This window comes from Carnobacterium sp. GW821-FHT04C06 (assembly GCF_059420345.1).
The window spans coordinates 32,975-55,071 of record NZ_JBWKTN010000006.1 but is presented as its reverse complement, the minus strand read 5'-3'; the positions used below and the strand labels follow the sequence as shown (position 1 = coordinate 55,071).

Here is a 22,097-nt window from a genome sequence, read left to right as displayed (position 1 = left end):
ATTTGATGACGACGATGAGTTCGATGATGATGACGAATTTGATGACGACGATGAGTTCGATGATGATGACGAATTTGATGACGACAATGAGTTCGATGATGATAACAAATTTAATAAGAAAAAAAAGAAACGATTTAGTATTCTGAAAAGAAACAACTAAATAAACATTAAACTAGCAGTCTTCTGCTAGTTTTTTTTTTATAAAAAAAGAAGATAGCGCATTCGCCATCTTCTTTGATTATTTATTTATTTTCATTTTCAGCCAATGTTTTTAACTCATCTACTTGAGTACGCACATCTGTAAATAAGCCATTTAATTTCAATCTTGTTTGATCTAGCTCGTAATAAATTTCATTGATGTCATTTGATAACGACTTACGTTGTGCTTGAATTTGAGTTTGATATACATTCGCTTCATTGCTTGCTTGAGTAATGATATCTTTCGCCATCTCTTTAGCATTTAAGACCGCATCAGCTAAATCAATTTTTACATTTGTTAACTGTGTTTTCAATTCAATATTTTCTTTTTCTAGAACATTATATTTCGCTAATTTTTTCTCTGTGTCTAGGACATCAAAGCTATACGTATTGATTTTTTCAAGCTGTTTTTTTAATAGTTGATTTTCTTCGTTCACTTGAGTGTATAATTCAATCGTATCATTTAATTGTTTTTTCGTACTTTGTTGACTAAAGTCCGTACCTTGTTGCATGGTTTCAATACGGTCATGCAATTGTTGTTTTTCAATTGCAGTCATTTTTAACTCTTCTTCTGCCATTACCAATTTTTTCTTCAAACGTTCATTGTCTTTAAATAAGCGAGCATTTTCTCGTTCAAATTTACCAGCAATTGCTTCATAATCATATTTTGTACGATCCTCTTCTTCTTCTTCATCGTCGTCATATTCTTCATCATCATAATCTTCGTAATCATCGTCATCGAATTCATCATCATATTCTTCATCGTACTCATCATAATCATCGTGTTTCTTTTTCTTAAACCAAGCAAACGGTAACATATACTTTCCTCCAATACTTTTATAGTTTAATTGTCCTGAATACAGGCTTCTTGCGATTTTTATTTTGAATTTTCAATTTGATTTTCCTGTACCCTAAACTCCCTTTTATATGGTAAAATGGTACTAGTATTTTAATAAATTGAAAAAATCACTCTTATCAATTCTCAAACATCGTTCATTTTGAAAGGAGAACACTGATGCCACACACAAGTTACTATCTTACGTTAACAGTACTCATGTTTTATTATACCATTATAGTAACATTTCGTGTACTCATTCAACAAGGTTTTCTTAGTAAACCATTCTTTGTTTTCCCAAATTTTAGCCATTCTGTCAAAAAAACAACTCCGAAAACAACTAAAAAAAAGGTAAAAAAACGTCACAATCCCTCTACTATCAAGAAATCAAAACTACCTATTCAAAAGAAAAAACAACCGAAAAAAAAATCAATCATTTTACAAATTAAAAATAAATTCGCAATCATTGGCAAACCAAGTAGAAATCAGTTAATCATTATCAGCATTATCAGTTTCACTGCTTATTTTATTAGCAACAGTATGGAAACACTCATCATTACTTTTTTATACCTTTGCTTGATTTATGCAGTTTCATTAATCTACCTTGCTTATGTGGAAACAAAAGAAGAAAATGAACGTTTAAAACAAGAAGTTCTAAACGCTCGCAAACGACGTAAAAAGAAAAAACAACTAAAAAAGACGAACTGATTTTTAATATGAGAAAATCAGTTTTTTTTATTCCTCAAATAAAGAACGTTGATATTTTTTAGTGATCGTCATTAAATCTTTAAAGAAACAAGATGCGTAAGGCTTATAGCTTGGGTCTTTCAATCGACTTACTGCTCGTTCAATGACGACAATCTCTCGACTTTCATCAAAAATTGGGAGATTATTTTTTTGTTTAATATTTCCAATTTCAGTAACCAATTCCATTCTTTTTTCGAATAAAGCAACTAATTGCTTATCTAGTTCATCAATTTCATTTCGTTGTTTTTCTAACATTTCACTATCGCCCATTTCTTTTTGTTGAATTTATTCTGTAATTTCAATTAAATTCCCTTCAGGATCTTCTATTACACTTTCATAATAACCATCTCCAGTTATTCGGGGACCATTTTGACAGACAAAGCCGTCTTCTATTAGTCGACGGGTTAACTCATCTACATTGACCCGATTTCCAACTGAAAAGGCAAGATGTGCCCAGCCTAAATGCTTGTTATCAACGCGCTGTGTAACCGTTGCTTGTTGCATAATTTCCAAGCGTGTTTTATCTTGAAAAGTTAAAAAATAAGACTTAAATTGATTTTTCGGATTCTCATAAAGACCACTTACTTCTGCTTCAAAATAATGTTCATAAAACTTTCTCATCACATCAATATTTTCAACCCAAATAGCTACATGCTCAATTCTCATCCATTTTCTCCCTTTCTATTTATTATTCTTTTGGCTCAATAATTTTAATGATTTTTGCTGGGTTTCCTGCAATTACTGCATCTTTAGGAAATGATTTTGTTACTACTGCTCCTGCTCCTACAACCACATTATCCCCCAACGTAACACCTGGAACAATAATCGCCGAGCCACCTACCCAAACATTATCACCAATTGTTATTGGTTTGCCAAGTTCTAAGCCATTATTACGCTCTGTAGGATCAAGTGGATGGGTTGCTGAATAAAGCTGTACACCAGGTGCAAACATCACGTTGTTCCCAATTTTAATCGGACAAATATCTAAAAATGTGCAATCAAAATTTGCATAAAAATTATCTCCTACTTCAATATTGTATCCATAATCTACCCGAATATTAGGCTCAATAAAAACATTCTCGCCTACTTTACCAAGCAATTTTTCTAAAATAAGCTTTCCTTTTTCTCGGTGGTCATTTTGATTGTATTCTTTCACTAGTTTACGAGCGTTCCGCCTGCCTATTCTTAGTTCAGCATCTCCTGGATTGTAAAATTCCCCAGCAATCATTTTTTCTTTTTCAGTTTTCATCTTTCTCCCCCTCATGTAAACGTTATTACTTCTATTATCTAATACTTCGCTTATTTTTACCACTTATTTATCAAGAAATTAAGAACTTTTTCAAGCTTGCAAAATAGAAAAAAGTGACCTACACTTAAAGATAACAGAAACTATCTATGGGAGGGAATTACATGAAAGAAAAAGAATTCAAAGGACACCCTTTAAAATTAAAAAGTTTAGTTAACGTTCGTGACTACGGAGGCTACCAAACAAAATCTGGTACGATTTTACCAAAAAAGGTCTTACGTGGTGCTGAGTTATATGGTCTAGATTCTGGCGATCAAGACATTTTAATGAAGGAATATCAGTTAAAGCAAGTAATCGATTTTAGAACAACTGTTGAAGATCAAGCACGTCCTGACCCCAAACTCCCAAATGTTCAAAATCACTTCATTAATATTTTAGGAGACGATTCCCCAGTTTCTGCAGACCCCGCAGAAATTATGAAGGAAATGAGTCAAACAGGAGCAGAGCCAGAATCTTATTTGTTAGAAATTTATCGTGACTTTGTAACAAGTTCCCATGCACACCAAGGCTATCAACAGTTTTTCAACTTATTGCTTCAAGAAAAAAAGGGCGCTACTTATTTCCATTGTACTGCCGGAAAAGATCGCACAGGTTTTGGTGGAGCCTTATTTTTAAGTGCGTTAGATGCGGATAACGACTTGATTATGGCTGATTTTCTATTAAGTAATACTTACCGGAAAGCTTACAATCAACAAGTTTTAGCTCAGTTAAAATCGGCTAATGCTCCAATTCAACAAATCAATATGGCTAAGGTAGCACTCGAAGTCCGCCCAGAGTATTTAGAAGCCTCTTATCAAACAATGTTAAAAGAATTCGGTTCTGCGGATAATTATTTAAAAGAAGCGCTAGATTTAACAGATGACAAGCGAGAGTTGTTAAAAGAATTGTACTTAACTAACCGCTAATAACCGCTTTTATTTGTAAACGGATATTTTTTTCGCATAAACCTAAACATTCATCTACAGTTAAGTATCTCAATTGGCGATAATAATGATTGAGAGACAACTTTGTTACCATTTTGTCTTTAGGATACATTTTTTGCAAAATTTTCTGCTGAAAATCAAGTTCTGTTAAAGAACCTTTTTCCTTAGGTATCCTAAAAAGCGAAAAGGGAGTCGAAGGATTTGCTGATGTCTTCATTATATAAAGATAGATGTCTGTAACTGGACTTACAAGATGTGTTGGAATGACTGCTATACTATGAGAAGGTGGCAGTTTAGTTTCACCTGTCTCCTCTAAATATATTTTTTCAACTGTTGCTAGGAATTTTAAAACAAGAAAGGCTAACTGTTGATTGCTAGCATCCGTTATATTTAAGGGGTATTCATTGTAGTTAGTCGATTCTGGATCGTTATTTTTGTAGTTGATTAGTTTCATTGTTAGCCTCTCCTTTTTAAATTATGTATGAAAAGGATCTTCTATTATAGAAGATCCTTTTCTTATTTGTTAATGAGCTTCAATATAAGCATTTTTATACGTGTATTTCGCTCCTACTTGATGATTGTAAACATCTTTTACATAAGATTTTTGCAAGGTTGCTCCTGCTCGTTGGAACATCGGTGAGATGCCTGCTTCATCTAACAGGATTTTTTCTGCTGCTAGTAAATCATTCCAACGTGCTTCTGGATCCGTTGCGTGAATCGTTTTTGAATCTTCTAACAATTGATCATACTTCGCATTACTGTAGCTTGCACGATTGTACGGGCTGTTTGTTTGTTGTAAATCAATAAAGTTTACTGGGTCTGCAAAATCCGCTCCCCATCCGCCTTGTTGTAAATCATAGTCCTGATTTGTCGCCATTTCTAAACGAACCTTGAATGGCAATGAACGGATTTTGATTGTGACACCTGGTAAGCTTGTTTCAATTTGATCTTTTAAGAACGCGCTGATTTTCTTATTCGTTTCATCATCGTCTGCAATTAAGTCAATTTCAAATTTTTCTGTGCCTAATTCTTTTTTAGCAGCATCAAAATATTTTTTCGCTGCTTTTTTATCATATGGCAAGTAGTTCCCTGACTCTTTTCGGAAATCCTCATCTGTCTTAGGATTTGAAGCAAGACTAGGTGGAACAAAACCTGTTAATGCTTTTGAACCATTTGCTAGAATTTCTTCAGTTAGAAGCTTTTTATCGTAGGAAGCCGCAATTGCTTGACGCATATTTTCATTTGCTAATGGCGTTTTTTGGCCGTTGCGTAATTGATTGTATTGCATATACGCTGATCGTGCTTCTGTTTCAACGTCATATTCACTGTCTCCTTGATACTGTTTTGCATATTCACCCGTTAATAGAACACGATCTAATTTATCTGCATCGTATAAATTCAAAGCCGTTGCGGTTTCTTTAATAACTTCTACATTGATAGTATCTAAGTAGACATTTTTCTTATCCCAATAAGTTGGATTTTTTTCATACTTCCATGATAAATTCGTTCCTTCCCAGCCTTTGAAAACAAACGGGCCGTTCGAAAGCATGGCATCACTTGAAGTCCCATACTTATCTTTTTGTTCCGTAACAAATTTTTCATTTTGTGGGAAAAATGTTGGAAAAGCCATTAATGAAACAAAATAAGGAACCGGTGTTTCCATTGTTACCTTAAACTCGAAATCATTCACTGCTTCGACACCTAAAGTAGCAGGATCTGCTCCTTCTTCCATAATACTTTTAGCATTTTTGATTCCTTCAAATAGGTACGCATATGGTGCTGATGTTTTTGGATCAACTACTCGCTTCCATGCAAAAACAAAATCATTTGCTGTTACTTTATCGCCATTTGACCATACAGAATCATCTCTTAATTTAAAAGTATAGGTCAATCCATCTTCACTTGTGGTCACTTTTTCTTTTGCAAGTGCCGGAACTGGATGATTTTTCTTATCTAAACGATACAAACCTTCCATTACTTGATTGAATACGGTAAAACTAACCGTATCTGTTGCAAGTGCTGTATCTCCTGTAGGCAATTCTGCTATTTCTACTAAATTTAAAACCTGCTCATCTGCTAATTTTTTACCTGAATGATCCTTTTTAGTGCTATTTTTACTTTTATCGTCTGCTGTATTGGAACAACCCACAGCCAGTACTACTGAAAATAAAAGTATTCCCAAACCTACTTTTTTTAATTTCATTATGTGCACCCCTTATCTCTTATCCTTCACTTTTAAATCCCCTTTTTAAAAGTGATTGTTATTAATATAACTGATAAATGAGAAAGAAGCAAGATAATTATGAATATTCTGATAATTTACCATTAGACAACTCTCATAAATCGCATTTATGAAAGAAATCAATTAATTTAATTTCACTGAATTGGGTATACAGCATAACAACCAAATACCTTCACTACACCACCTAATAATTCAATTTCTTCAATTGCATGCTGAATTAAGGTTTGTTGATTGTTTACATATAAATCAATTAAGAAAAAATACTCACCTAATACCGTTTTTAGCGGTCTTGATTCAATCTTACATAAATCAATTTGGCGCCAGCTAAAAGCTGCTAGTACTTTATGAAGTGCTCCTGGAACATTATCTGGTAATGTCACGCTCATCGATATTTTTTCTTTATGACTGATTCTAGGCAACTCAACATTCTGATGACTCAGCAAAACAAAACGTGTTTGATTGTTTTCCAACTCTTGAATATTTTCAGCTACAATGGTGAGTTGGTATTCGTCTGCAGATACTTTTGAGGCTACGGCTACAAGATTTTGCTCAGGATGTTGTGAAATAAACTCAGCAGCATACGCCGTTGAAGGTGTTGACTCCACAACGGCTTTGGAAATTTCTGTTGTCAAAAAATGCTGACTTTGAGCTAATGCTTGTGGATGAGAAAGTACCTTAGTTGCTTTTTTCCACTCAGATACATGTCTTGGGTGAACCATTAGATGCTGATGAATTGGTAAAACAAGTTCGGCTTGAATCGACAAATTCGATTGATGATATAAATAATCTAAGGTGACATTTACGGGACCTTCTATTGTATTTTCAATCGGAACAACAGCTACATCTACGCTGCGCTCTTCAGCTGCTTGAATACAGGCAGGAATCGTTGGGTAAGGAATCAACTCTGCATTAGGAAAGGCTAATTGAGTTGCTAAGTAAGTAAATGAAGCGCTAGGACCTAAATAGGCAATTTTCATCATTAAACTCCTCCTCACTTTCCACTTTCTAATGCTGCTAAAATAGCTTGAGCTACCTGTATTTGCGTTAACTGGTCTGTTTTAATAATCAAGTCTGCTGTTTCTTCATAAAGCTTGATCCGTGGTTCAAAAATAGCTCGTATTTCAGTGGGCGTTTTTTCTTGAACTAACGGTCTAGTTGTATCTCCCTTTAAACGTTCTAAAAAGATAGCTGGATCTGTTTTCAAATAGACAACTGGATATTCTTCTGCTAAAATACGACGATTTTCAGGTTTTAAAATAATCCCTCCACCTGTTGAAATAATGGCCTCTTTTGCTACAACTTCTTTTAATTTTTGATGTTCTAAGTCACGAAATCCTTGTTCGCCATAAGTTTCAAATAATTCCGTAACAGACATTCCTTGCTCTTCCATGATTTCGCTGTCAATATCTGCGTGTTCACTGGCTGTTAATTTTGCCAATAGCTGACCAACGGTAGTTTTTCCTGCACCCATAAATCCGGTTAATATGATTTTCCTCATTTAGGCGACCCTCCATTTATTGACATAATGACGCGACATCCTCGAAGAAATTAGGATACGAAACGGAAACCGCTTCTGATCGTTCTAATTCTACTTCTCCTGTCGTTACTAGCAAGGCTGCAATTTGCAGCATCATTCCAATCCGATGATCGCCGTAACTCGTTACGTTTCCTCCGTGAAGAGGCGTTTGCCCTTCAATAATCATGCCATCATCTGTATCTGTAATCACAGCTCCTAATGTGGTTAATTCTTTCACGACTGCGTCAATTCGATTGGTTTCTTTCACTTTTAATTCAGCTGCATCTTTAATGATGGTTTTTCCAGTAGCTTGAGTGGCAAGTAAGGCAATAATTGGCAGCTCATCAATTAAACGCGGAATCATTTCACCACTTATCTCAGTTCCGACTAATTCACTTGTCGAAACAGTAACCGTTCCTGCCAACTTACCTGTTTCTCTGCTTTCATCAGTAATAGTTAGCTGACCATTCATCGCTTTGATAACGTCAATGATTCCCGTTCTTGTTGGATTTAAACCCACATTTTCTAATCGTATTTCACTATTAGGAAGAATTAAGCCTGCCACCATAAAGAACGCTGCAGAAGAAATATCTCCTGGCACAACCATCTTTTGTCCTGTAAACTCTTGCTTTCCTTTTAATCGGATCGTCAACCCATCTACTTCAATATCCCCACCAAATTGACGAATCATATGTTCTGTGTGATCTCTGGTTTTTTCCTTTTCAACAATCGTCGTTTCGCCTTCTGCTTGTAAAGCAGCAAACAAAACTGCGCTTTTCACTTGAGCGCTTGCTACTGGCATTTCGTAATGAATGGCTTGTAAGCTTGTTGACCCTTTGACTGTAACTGGCGGAAATTCAGTACCTTCCTTGCCTTTGCAGTCTGCTCCCATTTGATTTAAAGGCAACATCACTCGATTCATTGGACGCTTTGCTATCGATTCATCTCCAAAAACAGTAGTTGAAAAATCACGTCCTGCAAGAATCCCCATCAGTAAACGAATCGTTGTTCCTGAATTGCCAATATCAATCGCTTGAGAAGGTTGTTTTAATGCATCCCAGCCTTTGCCGTGTACGATAATTTCTTCTGGCATTTCATCAATTTGGACACCTAGTTGACGAAATGCGTTAATCGTACTTAAACAATCGTCTGCTCTTAAAAAATGCTGAATCCGTGTTTCACCTGTGGCAATAGCTCCAAACATAATGCTACGATGTGACATGGACTTGTCTCCTGGAACTTTGATGGTACCGGTTAAATTGGTCTTATTTGTCATTAATTTCATTGAATGTCGTCCTTTCACTTGTTGTAACAATGGTAGCTACTGTTTTTTTGAATGCAAGATTTAGCTTGTTTTAAGTCTTCTTGGTTTTGGAAAGTTAGCTGCAAAATCCCATTAATTTCTTCTCTTGTTTCTAAAATTTTCAAATTGATTACACTAATTTTTTCTTGTGCCAAGTAACCTGTTACCTCTGAAATAACACCTGGGTAATCCGGTACATCAATAAATAAATCAAAAAATGCTGGCAAGGCGCCTTCTTTGTGAATCGGCATGGCATCTCTTGTTTCTTTTGCTTGATCAAAAAAATGATAAATAGCCTTGCTGTCGTTCGATTCAAGCATCTCAAGTAGTTGACTCATTTCATCTCGCCAATTTGTTACTAGCTGAATCAATACTTGATTATTTGATAATAAAATATCTGTCCACATCGTTGGATCAGATGATGCTATGCGCGTCATATCTCGAAAACCACCTGCAGCTAATCGTTTCGCTAGCGGGTACTTTACGCTAAAATCCGTCGTCTGATTGACTAAAGAAGCCGCAATAATATGTGGAAGATGGCTCAACATTCCTGTAATCTGATCGTGTTCTGCAGGGCTTAAAATTAAAAATTTGCTTGCTGTTCCATCAAACCACTGTTTAAATTCTTCCACTACTACCTGACTATCTGGTTGATTATCTGCTGGCGTAATCAAATAGTAGGCATTTTCAAATAAATCAACTTTTGCCGCTTGTACACCTGATTTATGTGAACCTGCCATTGGATGCGCACCAATAAAGTGAATCCCTTTGGCTAAAAGTCCTGCTGCTGCATCCATAATAGAGCCTTTTGTACTTCCTGTATCCGTTACTAAAACAGTCGGCTTTAGCGACCAACTAACCATTTGAGTTAAAAAGGTTTCTGTCGCCTTAACTGGGCAACTAAATACTATTAAATCCGCACTTTCAGCTTCTTTTTTGATTTCATTACTCGCTTCATCAATAATTCCTAATGCGCAAGCTATTTTCAGCTGTTTTTGATCTAAATCAATTCCAATAATCGTTACAGCTGGGTGCTTTTTACGGATTGCTAGAGCAATTGAGCCGCCAATTAAACCTAATCCAATAATTACTACTCTTTTTTTCTCCATCCAATCCTCCTTAGCTTTCTACGAATTAAAAATTCTTGATGTATTCACGGTATTCAGCTAATTCTTCTTTTAGACGCTTAAATGAATCTCCGTCAAATTTATCTAATAATGCTTCTGCAACTTCCCATGCCACAACGGCTTCTGCGACAACACTCGCAGCTGGAACTGCACAACTATCTGAACGTTCAATATCTGCTTTAAAGGTTTCTTTTGAATCAATATCGACACTTGGTAATGGTTTATATAAGGTAGGAATTGGCTTCATTACACCACGAACCACAATTGGCATACCGTTGGTCATGCCTCCTTCAAATCCGCCCAAGTTATTCGTCGTTCTTGTATAGCCTGTTTTTTCATCCCATTCAATTGCATCCATCACTTGGCTGCCTGGTCTTCTTGCAGCTTCAAAGCCCACACCAAATTCTGCACCTTTAAATGCGTTGATACTCACTACGGCACGCGCAATTTTAGCGTCTAATTTTTTATCCCATTGTACATAGCTTCCTAACCCTGCTGGCACACCACCAACAACGACTTCAACAACGCCACCGATTGTATCTCCCGCTTTTTTAGCTTCGTCAATTTTCGTCATCATTTGTTGTTCTACCTCTTTATCTAAACAACGCACTGGTGAATTCTCTGATAGCTCTTTGATTTCAGCTGTTGTATAGCTCTTTCCAAGCTCTGCACGAACGCCACCAATTTCTAGCACATGTCCAACGACTTCGATACCAAGTTCATGCAATAATTTTTTTGCAATCGCACCTACTGCTACTCGAACAGTGGTTTCTCTAGCGCTTGATCGCTCTAATACATTTCGTAAATCGCGGTGTCCATATTTCATGCCACCAACCAAATCTGCATGTCCTGGACGGGGTTTTGATACACGACGCATGCCCACTTTTTTTTCGTCAATTGGTTCAATGCTCATAACGGTTTCCCAGTGTTTCCAATCTTTATTTTCAACGGCTAATGAAACAGGCGAGCCCATAGTTCGTCCATGTCTGATACCAGCAGTGATTCTTGCTTGATCCTTTTCAATTTTCATTCGTCCGCCACGTCCGTACCCTTGTTGACGACGTTTTAATTCTTTATCAATATCTTCTTTTAAAAGCGGCATTCCGGCTGGCAAGCCTTCAATAATAGCTGTTAGTTCTGGTCCGTGTGATTCCCCTGCTGTTAAATATCTCATTTTCTGTCACTCCCCTTTGATTAAATAAGCTGATAATTCATTTGTTGAAATGCGCTTCAAACTGGCTTTTCCAATCTCTTCTAAATAGATAATCCGTAAAGTATCGCCTGTTGCTTTTTTATCGTGGTTCATTGCTTTTAATAATTTTTCAGGCTCCCACGGTTCCCAGCTAAGTGGCAAATGAAATTTATCCAACATATCCTTTAATTGCTGCGTTGTGCCAACTGCTGTGAGTCCTTTTTTTTCGGTAATGGTGTTCATTTGAACCATTCCAATAGCAACGGCTTCTCCATGTGTGCAGATGCCATACCCTGCAACTTGCTCAATGCCATGGCCAATCGTGTGCCCAAAGTTTAGTAACAAACGATTTCCAGTATCAAATTCGTCTTCTTCTACTACTTTTCGCTTGATTTCACAACACGCAGCAATAACTTCTACGCTGTGAGCAACTAGCTCTGCCTCATCTTTTAGACTCGCTAGTAGTGTCCAAAGTTCATAATCCGCTATCGCAGCCATTTTCACTATTTCAGCAATGCCTTCACGAATTCGGCGTGGCTCTAAAGTATTCAATGTCATGGGATCAATTAAAACCCCATCAGGTTGAGCAAAGGTGCCGATCAAATTTTTCCCCTGAGGTAGATTAACCGCGGTTTTGCCTCCAATGCTGCTATCGACTTGTGCTAATAGCGTCGTTGGAATTTGCATAAAATGCACCCCTCGCAAGTAAGTAGACGCAACGAAACCTGTTAAATCTCCAATTACTCCACCGCCCAACGCAATCACACCATCGGTACGGGTTAGTCCAGCATCTAGAAACGCACCATATAATGCTTCTGCTACAGTTAAGCTTTTACTCGTTTCTCCCGGTTGTACAACGGCTAAATGAGCTTGAAAACCTGCTTTAGTTAAGCTCGTGATTACCGTTTCTCCATATAATGCCTCAACGGTTTCATCTGTCACCACCACAATACGTTGCGGCTGCCATTTTTTTTTGACCCAATTGCCAACATCTTGTAGCAAGCCCTTTTCAATGGTAAGTGTGTAGCGATGGTCAGGTAAATTTACATTGATTTCCATGAGTTGTCCACTTCCTATTCGTCGATTTCTTTCATGAACGCTGTTAATTTTGTTACTTTTTTCATCATTTTTTCGTAGTTTTCAGGAGTTAGCGACTGCGGCCCATCAGATAATGCGTTAGCTGGATCTGGATGAATTTCCACAATCAAAGCATCGGCTCCAGCAGCTATTCCAGCTAATGACATTGACTCTATCATTTCCCAGCGACCTGTTCCGTGACTTGGATCTACCATAATTGGAAAATGACTTAATTTTTTAATCGCTGGCACTGCACTTAAGTCAAAGGTATTTCGAGTGTAAGTTTCGTATGAACGAATGCCACGTTCAACAAACAGAATATTAAAGTTTCCTTCATTGGCAATGTATTCAGCCGCATGAATCCACTCATCTATCGTACCTGAAATGCCACGTTTTAGCGCGATAGGCATTCCCGTTTTTCCTACAGCACGTAACAATTGGAAATTTTGCATATTTCGGGCACCAATTTGAAGCATATCTGCGTATTTTGCTACTAATGGTAAATTTTCAATATCCATTACTTCGGTAATTACTTTTAATCCAGTTAAATCTGCAGCTTCACGCATGTATTTCAAGCCTTCTTCTTCTAGCCCTTGGAAGGCATATGGCGATGTTCTTGGTTTAAAGGCACCTCCACGTAAAAATTGAGCGCCTCCTGCTTTAGCAATTTTTGCTGTTTCGATAATTTGCTCTCTAGATTCTACCGAACAAGGACCTGCCATTGTAACAAAATGACCATCTCCAATTTTAATACCGTCAACGTCAATTACGGTTGAACTTGGGTGGAATTCACGGCTTGTTAATTTGTAAGTGGATGAAATTTTCTCTGCATTTTCAACACCATCATAGGCTTCAAATAGTGCTTCTTGAATTTTCGTTGTGTCGCCAATAACGCTGATAACAAGTTTTTCTAACCCTTCATTCAGTTGAATTGCTAAGCCTTCTTCTTCAACTTTTTTAATCACCGCTTGAATCTCTTCTTGTGTTGCTTCTGCTTTCATTGTAATAATCATTATCTGTTCCTCCATTAATTGTTTTTAGTTAAAATAATAACTCTTTGATTTCAGCAACCGGCATTTCTTTTCCTGTCCATAATTGAAATGCTGCAGCTCCTTGCCAAAGCAACATCCCTAAACCGTTTAACGTTTGGCAACCCGCCTCTCTTGCTTGCTTAAGCATTATGGTTTCTCTTGGAGTATAGATAACATCTACCACCACTAAATCTTTTCTAAATATACTTCTATCATGAATGGGGGTTTCATTTTCTAATGGCTTCATGCCTACGTTTGTAGCATTGACTAAAATTGCACTGTTTTTCACTTCAATGTGTAATTTATCCGAATCTGCTAAGTCATAAATCTGAATAGTACAATTCGTTTCTTTTTTGATAGTCGCAATTTTTTCTTTATATTTTTCTGGATAACGGTCAAAGATTGCAATTGATGACACACCGTCTAACGCTGCTTGAATGCAGATAGCAGTTGCCGCGCCCCCTGCTCCAAGTAGAGTCATTTTTTTCCCTATAATTTGAATTCCTTCTTGTAGCAAACCACTCATAAACCCTGTTCCATCGGTTATATGTCCTGTTAATACTCCATTGTCGTTGACAATTGTATTGATTGCTCCCGCCAGTTTTGCTGCTGGGGAAAGATAATCCATATAGTGACATGCCAGTTGCTTATTTGGCATTGATAAGTTAGCGCCTCTCATTCCGAGTGTTTTGATAGATTGAATTGCGGATGGAAGTTGTTCTTGTCCAACTTCAAAAGCTAGATACGCATAATCCAACTGTAAACGTTGAAAAGCTTCATTATGCATTTGCGGAGAAATACTATGACGAATCGGTGTTGCAAATAAGCCAATTAGTTCTGTTTTTCCTGTGATTCTTTCTGCCATTTAGTGCTCCTCCTTTGGATAAGTTTTCTTGAATTCAGTTTGGATTAGTGATTTTTAGATCAAAATGCCAATAAAAAAGCATCCACTTTAGATTTGTCAAAAATCTAAAGTGGATGCTAACGGATGAACAGAATCGTCATCACTAAACTATTAAAGCCACATAGATTTTTTCGAAATCTATGTGGCGAATTTGGTCAACTTAAAATTCTCTAGCCATCATAGATACAAACAAGTTTGCGTTGTCTGCACCCATGAGTTTCATGACTACAAACTTATCTAAAATAGCTAAAGTAACGATTATTTAATTGTTTATTAGTATTGTTAGTTAAACTCATGTCACTCACTCCATAACTAAATTTTTGAATTGTTACAAGTATAGAAAAGATTTTTAGGTTTGTCAACTGTTAATTGAAAAAGCTTTTTTATTAGGACTTAATCTAATTGATTATAGTCCTAATAAAGGTGCTGGATTGACAACATTTCCCATTCCGCCATTTTGCGCTGTGCGGATTTCAAAATGTAAATGTGGTCCATCAACTTGTCCCGTTGCGCCAGTTGCACCAATAACTTGTCCTTTTGTGACACGATCGCCTACACGAACTGATTGAGAAGATTGGTGAGCATACAGCGTCCATGTCCCGTTGTCATGTTTGATAACCGTTGCGATACCATAACCTGATACAGGCATTCCGTCTTGTTGTGCAATGACAACCACTCCATCTAATGAGGCGTGGACTGGAGTTCCAACTGGGCTAGCAAAATCAATTCCTTTATGGAAACCGTTTTGGTCGTAACCAGAACGAGGTCCGTAAGACGATGAAACTGGGCTATTAACAGGCATTCCATATGCTCCGCCACCAACAGGCGTTGAAGATGAGCCTTGGTTGTTGTTATTCGTAGTTGTATTTGCTGGTGCTGCTACAGCCGGTGTTTTAACATTTGCTTTTGCAGCTTCTTCAGCAGCAGCTTTTTGAGCTGCGGCATTTTCTTGCGCTTGTTTGTCGGCTGCTAATTTAGCAATTCTAAAGTCCTCGGCTTGTTTTTCAGCTGCAACTTTTTGAGCTAAGAAGGTTTGTTTATCTCCTTCGGCAGTTGATGTATCAGCTGCTAATTGAGCTACAATTGTTTCTTTTTCTAATTTTTGTTGTTGCAACTTGCTTTGTGTTTCTGATAATTCTTGCGCTAATGTTTTTTGCTCATTCACTTTTTTTGACTCTTCTTTTTCTTGAGCTGCAACTTTAGCTTTATCTTCAGCTTGTTGTTTTACCATGTTGCGATTCGCTGAAACGACTTGGCTTACGACGTCAATTCGTCCAATAACATCCGATAAAGACTCGGCTGAAATCACAAATTCAATGTAATTTTCAGATGCGCCATTGACTTGGACAGAGCGGGCTTGCTCTTTTAATTGATCGTTGCGTTGCTCAATTTTTTTAGTTAGCTTCATATTTTCTTTGGCTAAACGATCCACATCATTTTGTGTATTTTGGATATCTGTCAAAATTTGTTTTGATTTGTCTTCATTTTTTGATACAGTATCTTCTATTTTCACTAAATCATCTTGAGTTAATTTTGTTTGACTTTTTAATGTATCGATTTTTTTATCTTGTTCTTCGATTTTTGTATCAATTGTTTCTGCATGAACTGCAATAGTTGAAACAACTGGGCTAGCTAATAGCACTGTTAAAACGGCTAATTGGGTCATTTTTTTATTCACTGCTGTTTCCTCCGCTTTTCTCTTCATATCTATATTTTTTTATTCATAATGTTTGTTTTGTATGAACTGAGTATAGCACAAAAAAGCAGCTTAATAATTTTCGTTTCAGTGACAAAAAAATTACTTACTGTAATATAGTAAATAGTTACACTATACCAATAACGTATATAGCATGGGATTTTTATTAATTGAAAGATACGATGAATCAAAACTTCTTACACGTTCCTCGAGTTCAGAAGCGTCACTCTTCTCTTTTAAGATAATTCCGATGATAACAGGACCACTTCCTCGATTTACTTTTTTCGTGTATTCAAATTTTGTAATATCATCATTTGGTCCTAGTACAACGTTCACAAATTCTTTCAAAGCACCTGGTCTTTGTGGGAAATTCACTAAAAAGTAATGCTTTAGTCCTTCAAATAACAATGACCGCTCTTCAATCTCTTGCATTCGATTAATGTCATTGTTGCCTCCACTAATCACACAAACCACTGTTTTACCAACTAGTTCTTCCTTCATCACTTCTAATGCTGCAACCGATAACGCTCCTGCTGGCTCCGCAACAATCGCTTGCTTTGTATATAAATCTAAAATCGTTGAACAGACTGCACCTTCTTCAACGCTTATCATTTTATAAATCCATTTTTTACAATGTCGGTAATTTATCTGCCCTACTTTTCCAACTGCTGCGCCATCTACGAACTTATCGATTTCTGATAAAGTCGTAACACTCCCTTGAGCTAATGATAGCTCCATTGAAGCAGCACCGGAAGGTTCAACTCCAATGACTTTAGTAGTTGAGCTTACCTCTTTAAAGTAACTGAGCAGACCTGAAATAAGGCCTCCTCCACCAACTGCAGCCAATAAATAATCGGCTTTGATTCCAGCTTTATCTAAATCTGAATTGATTTCCATCCCCACTGTTCCTTGACCTGCTATAATCGCTGGATCATCAAATGGATGAATAAATACAGACCCTTTTTCTTTTGAAAAAGCGCTCGCTGCAAAGGCTGATTCATCGAATGTATCTCCTGTTAACACAACTTTTACCATTTCTCCACCAAAAAATTCTACTTGGGAAATTTTCTGAGCTGGAGTCGTTGTAGGCATAAAAATAGTTGCTGGTATTGCTAATGTAGCACAAGTATAAGCGACTCCTTGTGCATGATTTCCAGCACTCGCACAGGTTACACCTTGTTTCATTTGTTCTTTTGAGAGTTGAGAAATGGCATAATAAGCACCTCGTAATTTAAATGAACGGACCCATTGTAAGTCTTCTCTTTTTAAGTAAACATTGCAATTGTATTTTTTTGAAAGATACAGATCTTTTTCTAACGGTGTCTGTTTTACAATTGGCTTTAAGACTTGATAAGCTTTCTCGATTTCTGTTTTTGTAACAAATTTCTCCACAAAGTAACCTCCTTCTATTGATAATTAAAGTCAACTTTCTTTTCATAATTCGTTAATGCTTCTTGATGGCTTCCTAGGGTCACTGCAATATCGTCTAAGCCATGAATCAGTTTGTGTTTCCAAACGGGGTCAATCGTAAAGGAGTACTCTCCAACGGGACTCTTCACTAGTTGTTGTTGTAAATTAATTTCAATTTTTTGATGACCATTTAATGTAGCTAATGCTTGTCTTGCTTTTTTAGGCAGTTCAATTGGTAAGATGCCATTTTTTGTACAATTCATATAAAAAATATCACTATAGCCTCCCGCAATAATGACGCGAAAGCGGTAATCTAACAATGCCCATGCTGCGTGTTCTCGAGAAGATCCACATCCAAAGTTTTCTCCCGTAATTAAAATCGTTGCAGTTTGCCTCTCTGGATCATTTAATGAAAAATCTTCATTTAGCGTTCTGTCAGGCAAATAGCGCCACTCATCAAATAAAAATTCTCCAAAGCCTGTTTTTTCAATTCGCTTTAAAAATGATTTGGGAATAATTTGATCAGTATCAATGTTATCATTCATTAAAGCAACCGTTGTTCCAAAATGTCTGTTAATTGGCTCCATCTTCATCACACCTCCTGTCTTATATCAATAAAATGTCCGTGAATAGCTGCTGCAGCTGCCATAGCGGGACTAACTAAGTGTGTTCGAGCTCCTTTTCCTTGCCGCCCTTCAAAATTCCGATTCGAAGTCGATGCACAATGTATCCCAGCAGGAACTTGATCTGGATTCATTCCTAAACACATGGAACATCCTGGCTCACGCCATTCAAAACCAGCTTTTTTAAAAATTTGATCCAATCCTATTTTTTCAGCTGCTCTTTTTACTTGTCTCGATCCCGGTACAACCAAGGCACGTATCTCCGCTTTCACTGTTTTTCCATCCACTAGTTTTGCGGCTTCTTTTAAGTCTGATAACCTTCCATTTGTACACGACCCTATAAACACGTAACCTAAAGGGATATCTTCTGCCTTTTGCCCTGGTTTTAAACCCATGTAATCGTACGCTCGTTCATGATTCATGGATTCACTTGCAGGAAAAGCAGTTCCAAAGGGCACGCCCATTTCGGGATTCGTTCCCCACGTCACGTAGGGTGCTAATTCACTCACATCTAGCTGTAGTAATGTATCAAAGTGTGCATCGGCATCCGTCGTTAACGTTTGCCAATCTGACACAGCTTTAGCAAAGTTTTTGGGTGCGTAGCTTCGACCTTCAAGGTAATCAAATGTGGTTTGATCTGGCGCCATCATCCCCATTTTTGCGCCACCTTCAATGGCCATATTGCAAATCGTCATGCGTTCTTCCATGGTCATTCCACGAACCGTTTCGCCAAAGTACTCTACTGCATACCCCGTTCCAAAAGCAACCCCGTATGTTGCGATTAAATGAAGAATGATATCCTTTGCATAGACGCCTTTAGCCAATTTCCCCGTAATTTCAATACCCATTGATTTAGGTTTTTGCTGCCAAATTGCTTGCGTAGCCAACACATGTTCCACTTCACTACTTCCGATGCCAAAACCGATAGCACCAAAGGCTCCATGAGTTGCTGTATGGGAATCACCACACACGATTACCTTCCCTGGCTGTGTTAGACCCGTTTCTGGTCCAACCATATGCACAATCCCTTGATTTTCACTGCCGTTATCAGCCAACGTGATGCCAAATTCTCGACAATTATTTTGGAGAGCTTCAATTTGTTTCTTAGCAACTAAATCTTGGATATGATAAATATCCTCGGTTGGAACATTGTGATCCAATGTCCCATAAGTTTTATCTGGTCTTCTAACTCCTCGATTGGCCAAACGAAGACCTTCAAATCCTTGAGGAGACGTGACTTCATGAATTAAATGCAAATCAACATATAATAGTTGTGGCTCACCGATTTCTCCGTAAATCACATGTCGATCCCATAGCTTATCAAATAAGGTTTTCCCCATTAGTCGCTCCCTCCTTCACGAATTTTTTTACACAACTGTTTTGTAAAGTCAGTCGTTGTCGTACTTCCCCCTAAATCAGCTGTTAGATAACCGTTCCGCATAATTTGGTCCGCTGCTAGTTCAATTGCATTTGCTTCCTCATGTAACCCAAAGCTTTGTCGCAACATTAGGGCGACAGATAAAATCATCGACATGGGATTGGCACAATTCTTTCCTGCAATATCTGGGGCTGAACCGTGGATTGGCTCGTACAAAGAAGGCCCTGATACACTATGGCTCGCTGAAGGCAACATACCTAACGATCCTGTTAAAACCGAGGCTTCGTCACTTAAAATATCTCCAAATAGGTTTTCCGTTACCAACACATCAAATTCTGTAGGGCGTTGAATTAACAGCATGGAAGCAGCATCAACATATAAATGTTCCACCGTTACTTCTGGAAAATCAGTTCTTATTTCCTCCACCGTCTGACGCCATAATTTACTGGTGGCTAGTACGTTTGCCTTATCTACCGAAGTGATTTTTTTCCGTCTTGTCATCGCCAGTTCAAAAGCGTAGCGTACAATTCGATCAATCTCCTTTTTTGTATAGTGCAACGTATCCACTGCATCAAATTCCCGAAGCTCCTTTGGCTCTCCAAAATACAGGCCCCCAGTTAATTCACGAACTACCACAAAGTCGCTTCCTGTCACTATTTCTGCTTTTAATGGCGACAAGTGAGCAATGCTGTTAGGAACTTTAATCGGGCGTAAATTTGCAAATAAGCGTAGTTCTTTTCGTAATCGCAACAGACCCATTTCTGGCGTATTTTCTGAATTTTTCCATTGTTCGCCACCAATTGCTCCTAGTAAAATCGCATCTGCTTGCTGACAAGCGGTTACCGTTTCTGCTGGCAACGGATTTCCTTGTTCTTCAATGGCAATCCCTCCAAAGGGTTTTTCTTGAATTGTAAAACGGTGCTCAAATCGTTCGCCTATTTGGTTTAATACCTGCAAGCCACTCGCCATAAGCTCAGGACCAATACCGTCTCCTGACAAAGCTGTAATTTGGTATGCCACTAATTTATCCCCCTTTTTTCAGTTTGCTCTTTTACTTTGCTGCATGCTTGTAGATACGCTTTTGCGGATGCATTCAACACATCGAAATCAATACCTATTCCGTGATACAGCTCTCCATTTTGTGCTTTGACTGCAACGTGCACTTCTGCCTGCGCATCTTTTCCATTAGTGATTGACTGAATTCGATAGTCTGTCAATTCCACTTCTTGACCCAATAAACGGCTAATTGTATTATAGATAGCCTCAATACTCCCAGATCCTGTAGCCGCATCTTCTAAGATGACCTTTTCATCGGTTATGATGGTTAAAACGGCTCCTTGAACGCCACCAGTAACGTACTGTAACTGCAAATGAGTCAGCTCGTATTTAGCTGATTTTTCTACTTCTTGACTCAGCACAAGGGCGTGAAGATCCTCTTCTGTAATGTTCTTTTTCATGTCGGCTAATTGTTTAAAGCGCTGAAAAGCTCCTTTTGCTTCGGCTTTTTCTAAGTGATAACCAAGTTCTGCCAAACGCGTTAAGAATGCATGTCGGCCAGATAGTTTTCCAAGTGGCAAGCTATTCTTTTCTACGCCTACTAAAGAAGGTGTGATAATTTCATAGGTGTCAGGATTTTTCAAAACGCCATCTTGATGAATTCCTGACTCATGCGCATACGCATTCCCTCCAACTACAGCTTTATTTTTAGGTACCATCATGCCGGATAACCGACTAACCAACTCACTGGTTCGTTTGGTTTCATTTAAAACAATCGTCGAGTCAGCTTGATAGTAGTCCTTTCGAATATGCAATGCTACAGCGACTTCTTCTAAAGAGGTATTGCCTGCACGTTCTCCAATTCCATTGACAGTTCCCTCGACACGCCTTGCACCATTTTCAATTGCGGCGAGCGCATTGGCAACAGACATTCCTAAATCATCATGACAGTGGGTTGAAAAAATCACCTCGTCAAATTGAGGAATCTGCTCTTTTAAATGACGAAAAAGAGCGCCAAATTCAGTCGGATTGGTATAGCCTACTGTATCAGGAATATTAATAATCGTAGCCCCTGCATCAATTGCCGTTTGAACTGCTTGGACTAAAAAGCCCCATTCCGTTCGAGTGGCATCTTCTGGAGAAAACTGTACAACTTCAAAACGCTCTTTTGCATAGCGAACTTGCTCTTGAATCGTTTCTAAAACTTCTGTTTGAGTCATTTTCAACTTATATTTTAAATGAATGTCACTGGTAGCTATAAAGATATGTATTTGTGAAGAAAAAGCTTCTTTAAGAGCTTCGTAGGCACAATCAATATCTTCCTTGACGCAACGAGCTAGTCCACAAACAGTCGCTTTTTTTAAAGCTCTAGCAATTGCTTGTACAGATTCAAAATCACCCTTTGAAGCAATTGGGAATCCTGCTTCAATCACATTTACGCCCCATTTTTCAAGTTGTTTTGCAATTTGAACTTTTTCGTTTTGGTCAAAATGAACACCTGGCGTTTGTTCGCCATCTCGCAAAGTCGTATCAAAAAATTGAATCTCTGTCATTTCCAATTCCTCCTCCGTTGTTTTTATAAAGGAACACCCT

The 22,097-nt window shown here is 37.8% G+C and carries 21 protein-coding genes and 1 pseudogene; 2 read left to right on the top strand and 20 right to left on the bottom strand.

Annotation, left to right across the window (positions count from 1 at the left end):
* Positions 1-242: 242 nt before the first annotated feature.
* Positions 243-1,016 (bottom strand): hypothetical protein, encoded by a 774-nt coding sequence (locus AC07SW_RS11455; protein ID WP_119907301.1) that lies wholly within the window; start codon positions 1,014-1,016, stop codon positions 243-245.
* 197 nt (positions 1,017-1,213) lie between these two features.
* On the opposite strand from AC07SW_RS11455, the gene AC07SW_RS11450 reads away from it, so the two are divergent.
* On the top strand, positions 1,214-1,741 hold the full coding sequence (locus AC07SW_RS11450; RefSeq protein ID WP_119907302.1) for a hypothetical protein: 528 nt from the start codon (positions 1,214-1,216) through the stop codon (positions 1,739-1,741).
* Between the two features lie 27 nt (positions 1,742-1,768).
* Here the strand turns inward: AC07SW_RS11450 and AC07SW_RS11445 are convergent, their stop codons facing one another.
* The 3 genes and pseudogenes from AC07SW_RS11445 to AC07SW_RS11435 form a co-directional block, all read right to left on the bottom strand.
* Entirely contained in the window at positions 1,769-2,035 is a 267-nt protein-coding gene (locus tag AC07SW_RS11445) for a chorismate mutase (protein WP_034572936.1), read from the bottom strand.
* Positions 2,036-2,065: 30 nt separating this feature from the next.
* Complete coding sequence (locus AC07SW_RS11440) at positions 2,066-2,446, bottom strand: VOC family protein (RefSeq protein WP_034572933.1); 381 nt, start codon at positions 2,444-2,446, stop codon at positions 2,066-2,068.
* Between the two features lie 34 nt (positions 2,447-2,480).
* Positions 2,481-3,029, bottom strand: a pseudogene (locus AC07SW_RS11435) (maltose acetyltransferase domain-containing protein); the annotation flags it as partial.
* Positions 3,030-3,190: 161 nt separating this feature from the next.
* Here AC07SW_RS11435 and AC07SW_RS11430 point away from each other — a divergent pair.
* Positions 3,191-3,991, top strand: coding sequence for a tyrosine-protein phosphatase (locus tag AC07SW_RS11430; RefSeq protein ID WP_034572928.1), 801 nt, complete (start codon positions 3,191-3,193; stop codon positions 3,989-3,991).
* Here the strand turns inward: AC07SW_RS11430 and AC07SW_RS11425 are convergent.
* The 16 genes from AC07SW_RS11425 to AC07SW_RS11350 all read right to left on the bottom strand — a co-directional run bounded on the left by AC07SW_RS11425 (position 3,981) and on the right by AC07SW_RS11350 (position 22,057).
* Entirely contained in the window at positions 3,981-4,463 is a 483-nt protein-coding gene (locus AC07SW_RS11425) for a hypothetical protein (protein WP_494632918.1), read from the bottom strand. The two genes, AC07SW_RS11430 and AC07SW_RS11425, sit on opposite strands and share 11 nt — an antisense overlap.
* A 69-nt stretch (positions 4,464-4,532) precedes the next feature.
* Positions 4,533-6,212: a peptide ABC transporter substrate-binding protein gene (locus AC07SW_RS11420; protein WP_494632916.1), complete on the bottom strand. Its 1,680-nt coding sequence runs from the start codon at positions 6,210-6,212 to the stop codon at positions 4,533-4,535.
* Between the two features lie 173 nt (positions 6,213-6,385).
* On the bottom strand, positions 6,386-7,228 hold the full coding sequence (pheA, locus tag AC07SW_RS11415; RefSeq protein ID WP_034573910.1) for a prephenate dehydratase: 843 nt from the start codon (positions 7,226-7,228) through the stop codon (positions 6,386-6,388).
* A 14-nt stretch (positions 7,229-7,242) separates the two neighbouring features.
* Positions 7,243-7,749, bottom strand: a complete 507-nt coding sequence (locus AC07SW_RS11410; protein ID WP_081890736.1) for a shikimate kinase — start codon at positions 7,747-7,749, stop codon at positions 7,243-7,245.
* A gap of 16 nt (positions 7,750-7,765) precedes the next feature.
* Entirely contained in the window at positions 7,766-9,052 is a 1,287-nt protein-coding gene (gene aroA, locus AC07SW_RS11405; protein WP_494632915.1) for a 3-phosphoshikimate 1-carboxyvinyltransferase, read from the bottom strand.
* Between the two features lie 14 nt (positions 9,053-9,066).
* A complete protein-coding gene (locus AC07SW_RS11400) occupies positions 9,067-10,179 on the bottom strand; it encodes a prephenate dehydrogenase (protein WP_135022866.1) in 1,113 nt (370 codons plus the stop codon).
* A 25-nt stretch (positions 10,180-10,204) separates the two neighbouring features.
* Positions 10,205-11,371, bottom strand: a complete 1,167-nt coding sequence (aroC, locus tag AC07SW_RS11395; protein WP_034572918.1) for a chorismate synthase — start codon at positions 11,369-11,371, stop codon at positions 10,205-10,207.
* Between the two features lie 6 nt (positions 11,372-11,377).
* Positions 11,378-12,448 (bottom strand): 3-dehydroquinate synthase, encoded by a 1,071-nt coding sequence (aroB, locus tag AC07SW_RS11390; RefSeq protein WP_463685330.1) that lies wholly within the window; start codon positions 12,446-12,448, stop codon positions 11,378-11,380.
* Between the two features lie 14 nt (positions 12,449-12,462).
* Positions 12,463-13,479, bottom strand: coding sequence for a 3-deoxy-7-phosphoheptulonate synthase (aroF, locus tag AC07SW_RS11385; protein ID WP_135022869.1), 1,017 nt, complete (start codon positions 13,477-13,479; stop codon positions 12,463-12,465).
* Positions 13,480-13,507: 28 nt separating this feature from the next.
* The gene (locus AC07SW_RS11380; protein WP_119907311.1) at positions 13,508-14,362 is read right to left on the bottom strand and encodes a shikimate dehydrogenase; all 855 of its coding nucleotides are present in this window, start codon (positions 14,360-14,362) and stop codon (positions 13,508-13,510) included.
* Positions 14,363-14,807: 445 nt separating this feature from the next.
* On the bottom strand, positions 14,808-16,079 hold the full coding sequence (locus AC07SW_RS11375; protein ID WP_494632913.1) for a murein hydrolase activator EnvC family protein: 1,272 nt from the start codon (positions 16,077-16,079) through the stop codon (positions 14,808-14,810).
* 150 nt (positions 16,080-16,229) lie between these two features.
* Entirely contained in the window at positions 16,230-17,489 is a 1,260-nt protein-coding gene (gene ilvA, locus AC07SW_RS11370) for a threonine ammonia-lyase IlvA (RefSeq protein WP_494632911.1), read from the bottom strand.
* 14 nt (positions 17,490-17,503) lie between these two features.
* Complete coding sequence (leuD, locus tag AC07SW_RS11365) at positions 17,504-18,094, bottom strand: 3-isopropylmalate dehydratase small subunit (protein WP_463685333.1); 591 nt, start codon at positions 18,092-18,094, stop codon at positions 17,504-17,506.
* A 5-nt stretch (positions 18,095-18,099) separates the two neighbouring features.
* A complete protein-coding gene (gene leuC / locus AC07SW_RS11360) occupies positions 18,100-19,470 on the bottom strand; it encodes a 3-isopropylmalate dehydratase large subunit (protein WP_311778568.1) in 1,371 nt (456 codons plus the stop codon).
* Positions 19,470-20,528, bottom strand: coding sequence for a 3-isopropylmalate dehydrogenase (gene leuB / locus AC07SW_RS11355; protein ID WP_494632910.1), 1,059 nt, complete (start codon positions 20,526-20,528; stop codon positions 19,470-19,472). The genes leuC and leuB overlap by 1 nt, the downstream gene beginning before the upstream one ends.
* Positions 20,528-22,057 carry a 2-isopropylmalate synthase gene (locus AC07SW_RS11350; RefSeq protein ID WP_494632908.1) on the bottom strand — a complete coding sequence of 510 codons (1,530 nt, stop codon included), beginning with the start codon at positions 22,055-22,057 and terminating at the stop codon, positions 20,528-20,530. Before AC07SW_RS11350 ends, leuB begins: the two co-directional genes overlap by 1 nt.
* Positions 22,058-22,097 lie beyond the last annotated feature (40 nt).

Coding starts and splice junctions, on each gene's coding strand:
- AC07SW_RS11455 (WP_119907301.1), bottom strand. CDS start 1,016: ATGTTACCGTTTGCTTGGTTTAAGAAAAAGAAACACGATGATTATGAT.
- AC07SW_RS11450 (WP_119907302.1), top strand. CDS start 1,214: ATGCCACACACAAGTTACTATCTTACGTTAACAGTACTCATGTTTTAT.
- AC07SW_RS11445 (WP_034572936.1), bottom strand. CDS start 2,035: ATGTTAGAAAAACAACGAAATGAAATTGATGAACTAGATAAGCAATTA.
- AC07SW_RS11440 (WP_034572933.1), bottom strand. CDS start 2,446: ATGAGAATTGAGCATGTAGCTATTTGGGTTGAAAATATTGATGTGATG.
- AC07SW_RS11430 (WP_034572928.1), top strand. CDS start 3,191: ATGAAAGAAAAAGAATTCAAAGGACACCCTTTAAAATTAAAAAGTTTA.
- AC07SW_RS11425 (WP_494632918.1), bottom strand. CDS start 4,463: ATGAAACTAATCAACTACAAAAATAACGATCCAGAATCGACTAACTAC.
- AC07SW_RS11420 (WP_494632916.1), bottom strand. CDS start 6,212: ATGAAATTAAAAAAAGTAGGTTTGGGAATACTTTTATTTTCAGTAGTA.
- pheA (WP_034573910.1), bottom strand. CDS start 7,228: ATGAAAATTGCCTATTTAGGTCCTAGCGCTTCATTTACTTACTTAGCA.
- AC07SW_RS11410 (WP_081890736.1), bottom strand. CDS start 7,749: ATGAGGAAAATCATATTAACCGGATTTATGGGTGCAGGAAAAACTACC.
- aroA (WP_494632915.1), bottom strand. CDS start 9,052: ATGAAATTAATGACAAATAAGACCAATTTAACCGGTACCATCAAAGTT.
- AC07SW_RS11400 (WP_135022866.1), bottom strand. CDS start 10,179: ATGGAGAAAAAAAGAGTAGTAATTATTGGATTAGGTTTAATTGGCGGC.
- aroC (WP_034572918.1), bottom strand. CDS start 11,371: ATGAGATATTTAACAGCAGGGGAATCACACGGACCAGAACTAACAGCT.
- aroB (WP_463685330.1), bottom strand. CDS start 12,448: ATGGAAATCAATGTAAATTTACCTGACCATCGCTACACACTTACCATT.
- aroF (WP_135022869.1), bottom strand. CDS start 13,479: ATGATTATTACAATGAAAGCAGAAGCAACACAAGAAGAGATTCAAGCG.
- AC07SW_RS11380 (WP_119907311.1), bottom strand. CDS start 14,362: ATGGCAGAAAGAATCACAGGAAAAACAGAACTAATTGGCTTATTTGCA.
- leuD (WP_463685333.1), bottom strand. CDS start 18,094: ATGGAGCCAATTAACAGACATTTTGGAACAACGGTTGCTTTAATGAAT.
- leuC (WP_311778568.1), bottom strand. CDS start 19,470: ATGGGGAAAACCTTATTTGATAAGCTATGGGATCGACATGTGATTTAC.
- AC07SW_RS11350 (WP_494632908.1), bottom strand. CDS start 22,057: ATGACAGAGATTCAATTTTTTGATACGACTTTGCGAGATGGCGAACAA.